This window comes from Selenomonas ruminantium subsp. lactilytica TAM6421 (assembly GCF_000284095.1).
Taxonomy (GTDB): Bacteria; Bacillota; Negativicutes; order Selenomonadales; family Selenomonadaceae; genus Selenomonas_A; species Selenomonas_A lactilytica.
The window spans coordinates 2144229-2159765 of record NC_017068.1; the positions used below are offsets into that span (position 1 = coordinate 2144229).

The following is a 15537-nucleotide window of genomic DNA, read 5'->3' on the forward strand; positions in this document are numbered from 1 at the left end:
CCTACCTGATTTATACCATACTATTGTAACCGAAAAACCAGCCACACACAAGGCAGGGACAAATTTCCCCACCTTCCCGACTAACACTATGCGAACAGGCCAAACCATGATAAACTGAAACGAGAAGAATGCAACGGAGGCTGAATATGGAAATCACAGGCATCATTGCCGAATACAATCCCTTTCACTTAGGACATCTCTATCAGATTGAAAAGATCCGGGAACAAGGCGACTCCCTCGTCATCGCCGTGATGAGCGGCAGCTTCACCCAGCGGGGTGAAGCCGCTGTCTTTGACAAATGGCAGCGAGCGCAATGTGCCGTCGCCAGCGGCTGCGATCTCGTGCTGGAGCTGCCCTTTGTCTTCGCCTGCCGCAGCGCCCAGGACTTTGCCCGGGGTGCCGTGACGCTGCTGCAGCGCCTGGGCATCGTGACACAGCTTGCCTTTGGTGCTGAAAGCCGCGACCTTGCCCAGCTCAAAGAGTTGGCCATGCAGATGGACGACCCTGCCCGGCAGCGGGAACTTCATGAAAGGATTGCAGCAGGAGCATCCTATGCCCAGGCATTAAACCAGGTATTGGCCGCCGATATGGAGACAACCAGACTCATGCAGCAGCCCAACAATATCCTGGCCCTGGAATATCTGCGCAGCCTCTGCCGGCTGAACCATCCCTTCAAACCGCTACTGATCCAGCGACAGGGAGCTGCTTATCATGAAAAAGCGCTCCATGTCCCCAAGGCCAGTGCCACTGCCATCCGGCAGGCCCTCTACCGGCAGGAAGATATCCCGGCTGACCTGCTGCCACCTGCCACCTATGATCTGACCAACCAGCTCCTGTATGACCAGCTGCCCCGGATGGACAGGCTGCTGCTGCCCCTGCAGGTCAAACTATTGACCAGCCGTCTGCCGGAACTGCAGGAATGCTATGGCATCAACGAAGGTCTGGAAAACCGCATCCTCGCCCATGCCAAAACAGCCGCCAGCTGGCAGGAGCTCGTCAAAGGCGTCACCAGCAAACGCTATCCCTCCAGCCGCATTGCCCGCACCCTGCTTTATCTGTTGCTGGGGCTGACGAAACGGGATATGGAGGCGCTTACCACAGCCGGCCCCCTCTATGCCCGCCTACTGGCCGCCAGTCCCCAGGGGAAGAAATTGCTGCGCCCCATCAAGGAGCACGGTTCCATCCCCTTGATCACCAAAACCAGCCAATACCTTACGACAAATAAAAGGCGTGGGGCCCATGATGACCTCACGCTTCTCGAACAGATGTTAAGTTTTGATACCATCGCCACAGAACTGCGGGAGCTGACCTGTCAATCTGCCACTGACCGCAATGACTTCCAGCAACCACCTTTGTTCAGCAATAAATAGCGATCGCCTGGGGAATGGTCTCAATCGTCAATGGCAGCATCGGCCCTTCCTCCCCATCCAGATCGCTGGGCAATTCGCCCTCGGTCTCAATCCGGAAGTCCTTTGCCTGCAGATGCAGCACACAATCCTTTTCATTGACCGGATGACCGGCCACCAACTCTGCGGTGATTGCCATAAGCTTATGGACACCGCATTTTTTGATGGCCAAAAGATCCAGCTTGCCATCTTCTACGGAAATGCCCGTGGCCACATTCCTCATGCTGCCCACCACGGCACTGTTGATCACGACGAACAAGAATGCCTCCAGCTCATATTTGACGCCGTCAGCTGTGATGTTCAGGGGCACGGAACGGAACTTGGGGATTTCCCCCAGACCTTTCAGATAATAGGCCATCTTGCCCAAGGAATTCTTCAGTTTTCTGGGCACCTCATGGGCGATGCAGGCCATCATGCCGGCGCTGGCCACATTGATGAAATACTGCTCCCCAACCTTGCCCACATCCATACGGCGGCAGGAACCGGCAGCAATCTTATCAAAATAAGCTTCCATATCCTCATTGATTTTAAGGTACGTAGCAAAATCATTGGAGGTGCCGCTGCCGATGATGCCCATGGGCAGGTCAATTTTATGCTTCATCAACAGGTTGACGCACTCATGTACCGTGCCGTCTCCGCCTGCAGCCAATACGCCATCTGGTTTTACCTCACGCAGGAAATCAACGAAATCCTCATTGCCTTCTTTTTTCGTCCGGTAAAAAAGAAGCAAAATTCCCCGCTTCTGAAAGGCTTCTACCATCCAGTCCAATTTATTCTTGAAAGCTGCATGGCCCGAAACCGGGTTATAGAACAGCACCAGCTTTTTCAATGTTTACGCCTCCTGTTTTCCTTCCGCCTTGAACACGCCGATCTTGCGCAGGAACTTGATGCCCACGCGGCCGATCATCGGCATACGCTGCAGATCGTCCTCCTTGAGGCCGCCAATCACCAGCATCACCGCAATATACACGGCACAGCCGAAGATAACCGCCCCAAAGGTCGAGATGACACCAATCTGCCACCAGGCCATGGTAAAGTCATAGAAGAAATACACCGCTGCCGCCATGACTGCCGCCGCCACAATAGTCTTCAAAAGCTGCGGAATCTCCATGCGATAGCCGATAAACTTGTAAATGAAAATCAGATTGATGATGGCCGCAACACCCATGTCCGCCGCCGTTGCCCAAGCTGCACCCATAATGCCCAGCCAGGGGATTGCCGTAAGTTCCCAGTTCAGGATGACCTTAGCCGCGGCCGCCAATATCATATTCACCATAGGGATGGTCGGATGACCAAGTCCCTGCAGGATGCCTGTGGATACCTGATGCAGACCCAGCAGGATGATGCTCACAGCCGAAATCATCACGGCCGGCCCCGCCCCCGGTGCATTGTAGATCAAAGAAGCAATCGGCGTTGCCAGCACGAAGACAATGACAAAGGCTGGGAAGCAGACGAAGTTGGAAATACGCACCGAAGCTGCCGTCTGATTATAGACGCGCTTCATATCCTTGAGTGCCCGGGCCTCTGAAATGGCCGGCACTATGCTCATGGCCATGGAGGCCGTGATGATACAGGAAAGATTCACAAGGGGTACGGCCATACCGGTCAGATAACCGAACAGCTCCGTGGCCTCATTGACGCTGTAACCGGCCACTTCCAAACGCTGGGGTACAATCATCAAATCCAGGTTGGAAACAACGGGCAGCATGATGCTGGCAGCCGATACCGGCAGGGAAAGCTTGAAGATACGGGAGATGATGGACCAGGCAGACTCCGCTTCCGTCCCCGGCAGCGGCTGCAGATCATGGCCGTAATCCCGCTCAATATCCTTGTCCAGCTTCCAATGGAAGTAGACCAGCACCATCAAGCCTGTCACCGCACCGGCCAACGCACCTAAGGACGCACCGGCAGAAGCGTAATCCAGGCCCCAGGGCAGGAGGAGTTCTGCCAGCAGGATCATGGTGATGACGCGGAAGATCTGCTCCACAATCTGGGAGACCGCCGTCGGCGTCATGCGCTGCCAGCCCTGCAGGTAACCACGGGAACTGGCCAGAAGCGTTACGAAGAACACCGTCGGTGCCAATACCACGATGGATTTATAGGCACGGGCATCCCGGACAAACTGCCAGTCAATCAGCCAATCCGCCGCGAAATAGGTCATGAAGGAAAAGAACAGCCCCGTCACCAGCATCAAGGCCATGGATATATGGAATACCCGCTTGGCCCCATAGATATCCTTCAGCGCCACCCGCTCTGCCGTGATGATAGAAATCGCCACCGGTACACCGGCCTGAGACACCGTCATGGCAAAGAAATAAATTGGGAAAGCCATCTGGTAAAGACCGATACCTTCACCGCCCAAAATACGGGATACAAAAATCCAATTCAGGGAACCGATGACTTTGACCACAAAGCCCGCCACCGTTAGAATAAATGTTCCCTTCAGGAAGGATTCTCCCTTGCTGGACTTATTTTCAGTTGTTACTTCCTGCTTACTAATGAGAAACACCGCCTATATATAAAGGTGCAGCCCTGCTGCCCCCAATAATCTGCTACCCTTCCAAATCATAAGAAAAGGCACGCAACGTATGAATTATACCACACATTGCGCACCTTATCCATAGTGAAGCTAAATTAAAGACAAATGCTCCTTAAGCGTGAGCCAATTCATCGTTATCGTCGTACACCGGCGTCTCTGCCGTAGACCAGTCCATAAAGTCGATCTGCGGAGCCTTGCCTTCCTGCAGCGTGCGAACCTTGCCCGCCACTTCCACATCAGCGGCAAAAGGACGGCACTCATAGAGGCTTGCTTCCATGCCGGCCGTTTCCGGCACATAGAAGCCCAGACGATCTGCTACCGTCTTAAATGCATAAAAACGCTCAACCAGGTCACACCATTCAAGATTTTTCATGTTAAATTGTCTCCTTTTCTAATCCCAAAACCTTACAGAAATTATATTTATGCCCTCGTTCTTATCCCTTAAAACGAGATGTCAGTAATCATAACAGTTTTCTTTCGTATTGTCAAATGCTCGTATTTTGCCTTAAACTATGCTAAACTAGCATAGAAAGAAATTAATGAGGTGACAAGTATGTCTTACGTTTTTATGCTCCTGATTGCTGTCTTATCCATCATCTTCCTGCTGGAAATGCGCCATTCCCTGCGCCGTTCCAATCAAAATACTTACCTGATTGAAAAATACCGGAATGATCTGCACAATAAAAACCTGCTGGCCGAAATCTATGCTTACTGCCAGCAGGATTACAAACTGCGCCGGATTGTCCGGAAATACGCGCTGACCATAGACGATATGGAAAAGCTCTACCAAAAGCTCCTGCTCTGGGGCAATTTCCACAAAGGCCACCGCTTCGTGCCCATAACAGCCTTCCTCTACGTCTGTACGCTGGAATATCTCTGCCAGCATAAAAACGACGATGCCAAGACCATTACCATGAAGTGTATGAATTTCTTACATATATAATAGAATTGTTCCTTTTTATATCGTCAACCATTTCCACATATAACCTGGATTTCTGCTTTCCCAACACCAGAGCGCCTACAAAGGCTCCATCTTCATAGTCAGCCCTGACATTCCAGAATAATCATCATAACATTTCCCGAAACAGGGAACAGTTGCCTTTATTCCCTATAGGATAGACAACCCCACCAATATCTGCGCTCCTAAACCTGCGAAGAACCATGCCATAGCCTTTGATATACTATGATAGCACATATAGGAATCATAACCGATGCAAATATCCACAATAAGGGGTACCACAAATAACACAGCATACAGGGCTTCCATCTTCAGCTTCCTCCTTTACAAAACCAGAAATCCAGGCTATATTATGCATATTCGTCATATGAATATTTAACACCTTCTTATTTTTTGTATACATAAAAATAATTTTTAAATTATTTCAATTTATATAAAAATGCATCCATGGTGTCAGAATTCCGTGGTACTGTCCAGACAAAATTTCCATACAGGCAGGTTTTTTACCAGTCTGTATGGAATTTTATGGTAGAATTATATAATATTTACCCAAAAGGGGGGATTTCTTTATATGTATTCCATACGTACAAAATTCACCCTGCTGACCATTATTGCTATTATTGTTACCATGAGCACCGCTACACTTATTGGCGTTATTTCCATCCGGAATCTGGGACTCAGCGATGCTGACCAGATGCTCCACTTGAAATGCACCACCGGTGCCATGAATCTGGAGACTTATTTCAACAGTGTGGAAAAATCCACCAAGACAGTAGCCATGCTGGTACAGGACAGCTTCGAAGGCATGCCTTATGAAAACCTGAATGGCCAGGTAGAAAACACCCGCCATATGTTTGATAAAGTAGTCCATAATACCAATGGCGTACTCACCTATTATTTTCGGATTGATCCTGCGATCTCTCCCAACGTAAAAGGTTTCTGGTATGTGAAGCAGGCTGGAAATACCTTTCAGGAACATGCAGTGACGGACATATCCCAATATGACACCAACGATACTTCCGCTCTGGTATGGTTCACCGTTCCCAAAGCGACCGGTAAAGGTCTGTGGCTGCCGCCATACAATACGGAAAATCTGGATGTGCGGGTTCTTTCCTACAATGTGCCAATATACTGGCAGCAGAAATTTGTCGGCGTTATCGGCATGGAAATCGACTACGAAACGCTAGCCCATGAAGTGGAAAAAATCAAGCTTTTCGACCATGGCTATGCCTTCATCCTCGATGCCGATTCCAATGTCATCTATCACCCCCAGATGGATTCCACCTTGCAATATGGGGAAAAAATTGCCATCGACACCCCTGACCGGATTTTGGGTGATTCCCATGTACAATATCACTTTAACGGAATTGACAAGGAAGCCGTTTTTCTGCCTTTGAGCAACGGCATGCGCCTATATGTGACCGTACCACTCTATGAAATAAACAAGGGCTGGAAAATCCTTATCTGGCACATTCTGTTGGCTTCCATCTTCATATTGGTGATTGTAAGTTTATTTACCCTGCGCCTTACCAACAACATTACCAAACCTCTCCGCAATCTTACGGCAGCGGCCAAACAGGTGGCGAATGGCAACTACGATATTGCACTGACCTATAAAGATGCGGATGAGATTGGCATACTCACACAAACATTCCAACAACTTGTTAAACAAACAAAAAGCCATATCGGCGCTCTCCATCGACAGGTTTATATCGATGCGCTGACTTCCGTACGGAATAAAGCCGGCTACGAAGCGTACATCCAAAAGCTGCAGGACAAAATGGACAAACCGACTGAAAAGCTGGCCTTTGCCATCGGTGTATTTGACTGCGACAATCTCAAACAAATCAATGATACTTACGGACATGACAAGGGAGATATATATATCAAAACCGCCAGCCAGTTAATATGCCGTGCTTTTTCGCACAGTCCGGTATTCCGCATCGGTGGAGATGAATTCGCCGTAATCCTGGAAAATAGTGATTTCCGCAACAGAGCGGAACTTTTCCGCCTTTTCAGGCTTTACCGGGAAAAAATACTTGTCGCTTCCAAACACCCCTGGGAACAAGCCAACATAACCATGGGGCTGGCCGTATACGATGCACAAAGCGACTCTTCCGTAAACGATGTTGCCCGGCGTGCCGATCAGTGTATGTATGAAAACAAGCGGCTCAGAAAAGAAAAACAGAACAAGCCTTCCTGAAAATAGCGCAAAAACTTACCGTTATAAGCAGTGACAACAAACTCGTCGTGCATCTGGTCGTTTAGCGCTTTTTTCGTTAAAGAACCAGCCAAAGAAAAAGAGTGGAGATTCTCACAATCCCCTTGTCCCCGGTGGCCACGCGCTCCTTGAAGCCCCAGGCCCTGCCAGGAGCCCATTCTCATAATGTTTGTAATCCACGCCCATATCCAGCATCTGACAGCGGGCATGGCTGTACTTGAAGTTATGCTGATAATGCAGGGCCGCCGTATGCCCCTTGCCCGTGGCGTCGATATTGAAATTACCGAAGCTGGCAATGGTGCCCATGTCCACATCGGAATAACTGTAAGCAAAATATATGCTGTCACCGGCCTTAGGCAAAATGGCCTTGTAAGTCAAAGCTGCCTGCTTGACGTCCTTGAAATGCTTATCCGGCGAGGAGGTATAAGCCACCCCCAAAGCATCCCCATGGTGGGTGATATCCGTGTTAAAATAATTCAGCCCCATGCGCCAATTGCCGGTATAGTCATTACCCGTGTTATTGACACTGACCGCAAACTGATCATTTTTGACCTCTTCCACCTGCAATGTCAATTCATACTCGCGATTCTCTTTAGGCGTCAACCGGGAGGCAATCTTCATGACCTGCCCGTCATTTAATAGGGACAACTGCTTCGACAGGCGCGCCGGCCGTACCAACATACGGGACGCCTCAGGCACCAGCCTTTTGATTTCCGCCTCACTATGCTGCTTGTTACCTAGGATTTTCACACGGGTAACCAGGAAAGCCGTTTCCCCGCCTTCGGCCATAACCGCCCCCGGGACTGCGGAAGCTGCCGGAGCCGCCAGACTCGTGCCACTGCCCAATCCCAGCATAAGGGAAAACGCCAATATTTTTTTCTGCCGATCCGATATCATATCCATTCCCCTTCCATTATTTTTAGGGTACGTCACCCCCTTGTTGCTAAAATTCACCTAGGAATGAAAATTTCCTACTTGTTTTGCGCCATTAAATTTTGCTTTAACAGGAACGCCGTCGGGCAAGCAAAGACAAGGCAGGCGGCTGACATTTGTCTGGTCAGTCACCCGCCAGCGCCATACTGCCCCAAAATCATAATTCTATGGCACTACTTGCACCAAAAGACACACGGCAAGGCTCTGCGAAAATATCCGTAAAGCCTTGCCGTGTAAGGGTTTATGAAATTAAGTCGTCAAATGAAAAACCAAGATTAAATCTGCCCGATCATTTTATGTGTCTGGGGAATCACCCGGACATCCTTGAGTTTTGTCAGGGCATAGTTCTGACACATAAGAATTTTCTCCGGGCTGGCCGCCTTGCAGCCGCCGTAAGGCGTTACGGGCTGGATGATGAACAGCGTTTCCGGTGCAGTTTCCGCCACCAGATCAATGGCCTTGCGGAACTCTTCCTCGGTAGTTTCATCTGCCACCACCAGCTTGATGTAGAGGTCTTTGGCCTTGGCCACCTCAATGAACTTCTTATGGGCCTCCCACTGGGGCTGGCTCACAATGCTGGGCAGCTTGATATCCATGCTGATGATATCCGCCACATCCATGAGGCTCTTCAGCTGCTTATGCAATGTCCCGTTGGTCTCCAAAAATATGGGCACTTCTACTTCCTTGGCCACTTCCCGGATGAACTCCGCATGCAGCAACGGCTCCCCGCCGGTAAAGCTCACGGCCTGATGGGGCACTTCCTTGCACAGGCGATTGATTTCCATGGCCACCTGCTCCGCTGAACGGGGATTGGGCAGGCTGGCAAATTCCCGGCTGCCCGCATAGGTCTCCACCTCGCATGTCGGATGGCTGCCCGGCGCATTTTCCGTATCGCAGTAAGTGCAGTCCAGATTGCACCCCTCCAGACGCACGAACACCTGACGACAGCCCACATATTTGCCTTCCCCCTGAATGGAGGAAAAGATTTCAATCAGATTTTCTTTCATGGCTTAGTCCTCGGTATAGGTAACGCTGGATTTCGGCGATTCAAAGACCGTGATGGCGGCCAGCTCACTGTCCCGCTGGAAGATCTCATGACCAGCTAGTTCCTCAAAGATAATGCGGGCCAGATTCTCCGCCGTGGGATTCACGCCGCTGCTAAATGGCTCCAGTTCGTTGAGGTAACGATGGTCAAAACGCTCCAGTGTATCCTTCAAGGTCTGTTTGATAACCTTAAAGTCCACCAGCATGCCCAGCTCGTCCAGCTCACGCCCCTTGACGACTGCTTCCACCACCCAGTTATGGCCATGCAGCCGCGCACATTTGCCGGGATAACCGGCCACATGATGGGCTGCCTCAAAGGCGCCCTCGACTTTTAACGTATACATATATATCTAACTCCTAACTACATACAAAGTACACATGATTATAGCATCTTCATATTGTTATTTCAATAGCACGACAACAAACCAAAAGCTGGCAGGTTGACCAGTCAAGCCGCCAGCTTCGATTTCTATCAGATGGATATGTTGTTTTCTACCGCCAGTTTCTTGATTGCCTCAAGGGGAAGCTCTGTGGCTGCTTGAATTACATCCAACGATAACTTCAGCTTCAACATGCTGACTGCTACCGAGGCAACGCCTTCTTTACGGCCTTCTTTGCGCTCCTCCATCATCTTCATCGCTAAAGTCATGTAACTCACCCTCTCGTTCTCAATCTGTTTGACCTCGCGGATTTCCTGGTCAATCTCTTGCACAAAGGCATCATCATTGATTTTGCCGTCAACACAAACAGAAAATAACAAATTCTCTTTACTATTTAATTGCGTTATAAATTTCTAATTTTAATGTTTCATCTTCATCAAAAGTATTTGTCATGATAGCTTCCATGATTTTGTGCAGTAATTCTTTATCAATTTTACTAGCCGCTACTTGTAAGCTGATATTCTCCATATTACCAATGAAGGTATGCGCTATTCCCATATATCCATTTAGGAGTAAAAACAAGGTTGATAGCGTTATTGCTAATCTTTTGTTCCCATCAGCAAAACAATGAAATTGACAAGTACAAAAGAACAAATGAGTCAGTTTGTCTACAAAAGTCGGATACCACTCATCATTTTGGATATTATTCAGTACCCCCACCAGTTTTTCAAATTCCAACTCTTCAAGTGTACCACCGCCACTATGCTTTATTGTTTTATGATGAGTATCTCTTGCTTGCTCTGGTGTTATATAAACAATCTCACTCATTCCCCATTCTCCTTGAGACGATGAAGTACATCTGCATTTTCTGCCATCAATTTTTCCAATTCATCTCCAGCACGCCCTAGAAACTTATCGTATTCTCTTTTTTCTAAAGGTTTTATATATTCCTGTAACTGGTAATGAAATGCATCTCTCAAGGCCATATCCCGACTAGCCATCTTGGTACGTGCATTATTAATCAATGGTTTCCATAGTGGCATATTCTCAAACCGAGAAAACAGCTTGGACAATTCCCAGTTATCCAGTTTTCGTCCTAATCTTTGGTATTCTGCTTTGATTTCTGCTGCTAAGCCACACTCGTAAGATGCTATTATTGTCAACACTTCTGAATACAATGTGTCACGCAACCTATCTTTTTGCGATAGTTTTAGGATTTCTCTATACTCTTTTGCCTTTTCTTTGAAAATACTTTGATATATTTTATCTGTATAAATAGGGTATTTACCTTTTCCCATATTTACATAGTCTCTTAAAGCCTCCGTAAATTCGCATCGATAGTTTTCCTCTTGCAAAAAAGCTCCAATAAAATCTTTATCACGTTGATTAATATACTTGGTAGATCCACCAGCCTTTTGGTTTATTGTGTCAATTACTACATCCAACATAATTCGCCGCAAATCAGCAGCAGTATCGCTTTCTACCAACAACATTGCCATATTTAAAAAAGCACGAAAATCAAAAATCCCCATAGTCCTTATTTTGCGACCGACATTAATGTCGGTCGCAAAAGTTTTATCGTACACATCAATAAAATCCTCAAGGTCTTTCCCCTTCAAAAGACTATAACCATTATCTTTTAACTCATCACCATATTTCGTAATATATCGCTCAATAGTACGACTATCTATAGAAAAAAAATCCGCAAGCATCGCTTTGGTTAGATATAACTTACCATGCCAAACAATACATTTGATATCTACTGCCTTACGAATTTCATCTAAAGCAATATGATTATTTAATATATTTTGTCTATCCAAATGTGAATTTGTTAAATTCTTATCCATTACATTCTCCATATCAAAGTTAAACTAATCAAACACAAATAAGTCTATAGCTTTTTTATACCACCAAAACTTTTTCTCTCATAATCGTCTTGTAAAATTCGCTGTCTTGATTGATTTCATTGATTTCAAATACATCTACACACTTTTGCAGAATTTCGCGCAGTTCTTCGCCAAAGGCAAATATATGGGTAATCTTGAAACCTTCGCCACCGAAAACAAGGAAATCCAAGTCGCTGTTTTCATCAGCTTCGCCCCGGACATAGGAACCGAACAGGTATACTTCCTTGACATGATACTTTTGCGCCAATGGTTTAACCAAAGCTGTTATATTCTCAATGGTAAATATCTGCTTTGACATTTTGCACCTTCCTTTCAAAATATTATGAGCGGAATATTACCAATTTGTCTCAACATACCCTTTAGCAACATTCGCTTGGAGATGAAAATGTGTGCTGATTTTATCTATAGCTATGGCCTTATCTACATTTAGTTCCTTCAATGTAAGAATCATTGCTTTTATGCCCTTTTCTTCACCTTTTTTTTCGGCGTATTTTAGTTGTGCGGCTTGGTCGCGGCGGAATTTCTCTGCTTTTTCGTAAGACCTTTTCGCTATTTCGTCTTTGGTGAACACATCCTCCACCTCCATTGCTTCCTTTATGGCTTCATCTGATGCAGCAATTTTTTCCAATTCTTCTTCGGAAGTCGTTGGGGAAAAATATGCTGCCCATTTTTCCATACGGTTCATTTCCTTTACATTCTTACTCTTAAATTTCAGCAGCTCCAAAAAATGGATTTCCAATTTATCCGTCAACTGGCACCCTGTTTTTACATCATAAATACCAAAACAGCTGTGCATATCCGAATATTTTTCCACATCGAATAAGTTGAATCCCAAAATATTGATAGCCACAGTACGATTTAATTGGTCATATTCTTCGCCACGTTTCAAGTCAGCATAATTGCGTGCCCAGTAATATACAGAACGTTCTCCCATTGCGGCAAGGGAATTTACCTGCATTTCAATATTGACCTTGGTTTCCGAAGCTGTACGCCCCAAAATATCTAGGCGCGACTCCTTTCCCTCGTATTCATCAGCATCTATTTCCCTGTCGATAAATTCTATATCAGCGATGAGTTCAGTGCCTTGAAACTCAAAAAAAGCATTGATGAGCGCAATCGTTATCTTGGGGTGTTTGGCGAAAACAGCCTTGAATACGGCATCATTAGTACGGTTTATACGAAAAGCTGTCATATACATACCTCCTATCTGTCCGTTTCATTGTATACCTTTCATTTCGAAAAAGCAAAGACCTATTGTGTATCTTTCAAACTGTCATTGGCGGAATATGACTTGGCCGTTCATCAACATAGGGAGAAGAAAGTCTCTAAGAGCAATCAATTTCCTATTTTCCAACTGTGCCTTCTTTTGCATATCACTTAATTTATCAACTTTCCCCATAAAATTTATTATTACCTCTTTTGATGGAATACATATGGGAACCGTTGAAAAAGTTTCTTTTGATACTTCACTAAATGTCGAACCGTTACCAACATTTTTGAAATGCACTTCTAAAGACTTCAATGTATAATAAACAAACTCCGTACCAAAATCTTTTTTCGGTACAACTGATTTAAAGCCCTGATTCGTGCATACATCATTTCCAGCGATTGCAACATATCCAATAGGCGCTCTAGTGGTATATACCACCGAACCCGCTGGCATCAACTTTGCCGAGCTATTTTTCAATCCTTCTTCTGATATATCTGTTCCTCCATGGAAAATATACTTTCCATCCAATAATGACATATCTTTCGGAGTAATCCATGCAATTCCCTCAGATGTAAAATACTCTGGATGTTCCGTGCTAGGTGTCCCACCTGCAATTACTTCGCCTAAATCACACACCTGTCCGACTTCCCACCCTGCCGGGATTTCTCGGGATAGGGTTTCGTTCCATTCCATTTTGCCGCCGCTGGTTTTGTAGGGGCGTCCGTTGGCATCGGGGAAGTCAAATTGGACGAACCAGTAGTCGTAGAGGGTCTTGGCCATGGATTCCAATGTCTTGATGATTTTCTGATTAATATCAATTTTCTTATCTATACGATATAGAAAATCGCCTATCTCTCTTCTATTTAAGCCTTCAACATTTAAGGGTAAATTACGAATATCCTCAAGCCCCAAGCACTTGTATGCAGAACCACCAATATTTCCATATATCACCTTTTGCATAAACGGCGACAAAATATAGTAATAAAGAAATTTTCCATCATCAAACTTCTTAGGATGGATAACTGATAAATTTTGTCCTAAACAAAATTCATCATCAGTATCAACATATCCAACCATACCATACGAACCCACTCGTGTAATAATAATATCTCCGTTCACCGGCTTATGGTTTTTATTATGCTTGCTATATGTATCTTTATCTACTTTTAAACACTTCTCCAATGACAAGAATTCATTATTTACATCAACGACACGAACCATCGAATACCCTTTATCTTGGTATTGCGGAGTAGAGTGTAAACTATCAATTACTCTCGATATACTAGATATTGTATCACTCATACTTCAATTCTCCCATTCCCTTGAGGATTTCTTCTTCAAGCCTATGCCCTTCATCGAAATATGCCTTTAACTGCTGTTCGTAGTCAGCCATTTTCTGCTGAAATTCTTCCGGAATCAGGTCAACGTATTCAATCTTGACCTTGAAGTACTGGCCTGCGGAGAAGGAGCATTTCTTTTGCTCAATATCTTTAAGGCTCACGAGGACACTGAAATCGTCGATTTCCTGCCGTTCGTTCATGGTGGCGACAATCTTGTCCATTTCTTCCTTGCTCAGATAGGTGCGCTGATTTTTCGTCCCTTCGAGTTTGACTTTTTCGCCCATATTTGACGCGTCAACCAGGAGGACTTTTTCATCGTCCGTGCCTGCGGCATCGAGGAATACCACGGAAACATTGGTCCCCGTGTTGGCAAAGATATTACTGGGCATGGAGACAACACCGCGCAGGAGTTTATGCTTGACAATATGTTGACGGATTTTGTAGGGAATCCCTGTTGCCGCAGTCAGGAATCCTGTCGGCACGACAATAGCCGCCTTGCCTTTGCCTTCTTTCATGCTGACGATGATATGCTGCAGGAACATCTGATAGATGGCCATGCTTTCCTTTTTCTTCTTGGGCACGTTGGGGACGCCGGCGAAGAATCGCTTTTGGTAGCCTTCGCCTGCCAGCTGGTCGCGGGTTTCGCTGAAGTCGGTATTGAAGGGCGGATTGCTGACGATATAATCGAACTTCTCGATGCTTTTGCCGTCTTCTGCCAAATGACGGGGGCGAACCAAAGTATCATCCTGAATGACATGGGGCAAGCTGTCCACAAGGTTGTTGAGGATAAGGTTCAGCCGCAGGACTTCGTTGGATTTCTGACTGATATCCTGCGTGTAAACGGTGCAGTTCTCCTCGCCAATCTGTTCAGCCAAGGTCAGTACGAGCGTGCCCGAACCTGCCGCCGGATCATAGATGCTGACATTCTGTGCACCATTGGGGGCGATGATTTTCGCGATAATCTGCGCAATGGAATGCGGAGTGTAGTATTCGGCATACTGGCCGCTGTCCTTGTTGTAGTCCTTGATGAGATACTCGAAGATATCCGCATAGAAATCATATTTCTGCTGGAATACGGCAGCAAAGCTCTGCGCATTGAGCTTGTTGATAATCGCCCGGCAGAAATCATCCTGACGCTCTACCTCCGTAACCAGATTGGACAGCGTATCAAAGAGGCGCACGCGGTTCTGCGCACCGGCAGCCACGGAGAATACATCCTTATTGACCTCGGCAATATGGAGCAGGGCGTTATCGAAGGTGGTATGGAAACCATCCTCACCCTTGCGGGAAAACAGGCTGCTGATAAGGTCTTCGGGATGGATGCGGGCGATGCGCGGGTCTAAATCCATCATCAGGAATTCAAAATCCTCATCGGACAAGTCAGCCAGATGCCGCTCGGCTTCCTGGGTTGACTTGCCCTGAAATTCCGGCAGGTCCTTGATACCAGCAAGGAACTTATCGTTCAGAAATTTATAAAGGAATGTCTCCGTGATGATTTTGTACTCGTTGCCGCTATTGCCCAACCCATAATTGGAACAAATGGCCTTAAGGTCATCGATCAGCGCATAAATGATTTGTTTTTCAGATTGTAATTGCATA

General features: G+C 46.4%; 16 protein-coding genes. 3 read left to right on the plus strand and 13 right to left on the minus strand.

From position 1 onward, the window contains the following. The first annotated feature begins 146 nt into the window (after nt 1-146). The gene (locus SELR_RS10525; RefSeq protein ID WP_014425210.1) at nt 147-1370 is read left to right on the plus strand and encodes a nucleotidyltransferase; all 1224 of its coding nucleotides are present in this window, start codon (nt 147-149) and stop codon (nt 1368-1370) included. On the opposite strand, the gene SELR_RS10530 is transcribed toward SELR_RS10525, so the two are convergent. The 3 genes from SELR_RS10530 to SELR_RS10540 all read right to left on the minus strand — a co-directional run bounded on the left by SELR_RS10530 (nt 1357) and on the right by SELR_RS10540 (nt 4318). Continuing rightward, nucleotides 1357-2235 carry a diacylglycerol/lipid kinase family protein gene (locus SELR_RS10530; RefSeq protein ID WP_014425211.1) on the minus strand — a complete coding sequence of 293 codons (879 nt, stop codon included), beginning with the start codon at nt 2233-2235 and terminating at the stop codon, nt 1357-1359. The two genes, SELR_RS10525 and SELR_RS10530, sit on opposite strands and share 14 nt — an antisense overlap. Nucleotides 2236-2238: 3 nt before the next feature. After that, on the minus strand, nt 2239-3915 hold the full coding sequence (locus SELR_RS10535; RefSeq protein ID WP_041914388.1) for a putative polysaccharide biosynthesis protein: 1677 nt from the start codon (nt 3913-3915) through the stop codon (nt 2239-2241). Nucleotides 3916-4057: 142 nt separating this feature from the next. Beyond that, entirely contained in the window at nt 4058-4318 is a 261-nt protein-coding gene (locus tag SELR_RS10540; protein WP_014425213.1) for a hypothetical protein, read from the minus strand. A gap of 180 nt (nt 4319-4498) precedes the next feature. On the opposite strand from SELR_RS10540, the gene SELR_RS10545 reads away from it, so the two are divergent. Both SELR_RS10545 and SELR_RS10550 read left to right on the plus strand, forming a co-directional pair. Beyond that, nucleotides 4499-4888 carry a hypothetical protein gene (locus SELR_RS10545; protein ID WP_014425214.1) on the plus strand — a complete coding sequence of 130 codons (390 nt, stop codon included), beginning with the start codon at nt 4499-4501 and terminating at the stop codon, nt 4886-4888. Nucleotides 4889-5474: 586 nt separating this feature from the next. Beyond that, entirely contained in the window at nt 5475-7106 is a 1632-nt protein-coding gene (locus tag SELR_RS10550) for a sensor domain-containing diguanylate cyclase (protein ID WP_014425216.1), read from the plus strand. 111 nt (nt 7107-7217) lie between these two features. On the opposite strand, the gene SELR_RS17840 is transcribed toward SELR_RS10550, so the two are convergent. The 10 genes from SELR_RS17840 to SELR_RS10600 form a co-directional block, all read right to left on the minus strand. Beyond that, entirely contained in the window at nt 7218-8021 is an 804-nt protein-coding gene (locus SELR_RS17840; protein WP_014425217.1) for a ShlB/FhaC/HecB family hemolysin secretion/activation protein, read from the minus strand. 311 nt (nt 8022-8332) lie between these two features. Further along, nucleotides 8333-9064 (minus strand): 7-carboxy-7-deazaguanine synthase QueE, encoded by a 732-nt coding sequence (locus SELR_RS10560; protein ID WP_014425218.1) that lies wholly within the window; start codon nt 9062-9064, stop codon nt 8333-8335. Nucleotides 9065-9067: 3 nt separating this feature from the next. Beyond that, a complete protein-coding gene (queD, locus tag SELR_RS10565; RefSeq protein ID WP_014425219.1) occupies nt 9068-9445 on the minus strand; it encodes a 6-carboxytetrahydropterin synthase QueD in 378 nt (125 codons plus the stop codon). A gap of 128 nt (nt 9446-9573) precedes the next feature. Next, nucleotides 9574-9861, minus strand: coding sequence for an RpnC/YadD family protein (locus SELR_RS10570; RefSeq protein WP_041914389.1), 288 nt, complete (start codon nt 9859-9861; stop codon nt 9574-9576). Nucleotides 9862-9871: 10 nt separating this feature from the next. Beyond that, nucleotides 9872-10309 carry a Fic family protein gene (locus SELR_RS10575; protein ID WP_014425221.1) on the minus strand — a complete coding sequence of 146 codons (438 nt, stop codon included), beginning with the start codon at nt 10307-10309 and terminating at the stop codon, nt 9872-9874. Beyond that, nucleotides 10306-11328, minus strand: a complete 1023-nt coding sequence (locus SELR_RS10580) for a hypothetical protein (RefSeq protein ID WP_014425222.1) — start codon at nt 11326-11328, stop codon at nt 10306-10308. The genes SELR_RS10575 and SELR_RS10580 overlap by 4 nt, the downstream gene beginning before the upstream one ends. 55 nt (nt 11329-11383) lie before the next feature. Then, nucleotides 11384-11686: a nucleotidyltransferase family protein gene (locus tag SELR_RS10585; RefSeq protein WP_014425223.1), complete on the minus strand. Its 303-nt coding sequence runs from the start codon at nt 11684-11686 to the stop codon at nt 11384-11386. Nucleotides 11687-11722: 36 nt separating this feature from the next. Then, a complete protein-coding gene (locus SELR_RS10590; RefSeq protein WP_014425224.1) occupies nt 11723-12580 on the minus strand; it encodes an Rpn family recombination-promoting nuclease/putative transposase in 858 nt (285 codons plus the stop codon). A gap of 81 nt (nt 12581-12661) precedes the next feature. Continuing rightward, entirely contained in the window at nt 12662-13900 is a 1239-nt protein-coding gene (locus tag SELR_RS10595; protein ID WP_014425225.1) for a restriction endonuclease subunit S, read from the minus strand. Continuing rightward, nucleotides 13893-15536, minus strand: a complete 1644-nt coding sequence (locus tag SELR_RS10600; protein WP_014425226.1) for an HsdM family class I SAM-dependent methyltransferase — start codon at nt 15534-15536, stop codon at nt 13893-13895. Before SELR_RS10600 ends, SELR_RS10595 begins: the two co-directional genes overlap by 8 nt. Between the last annotated feature and the right edge of the window lies 1 nt (nt 15537).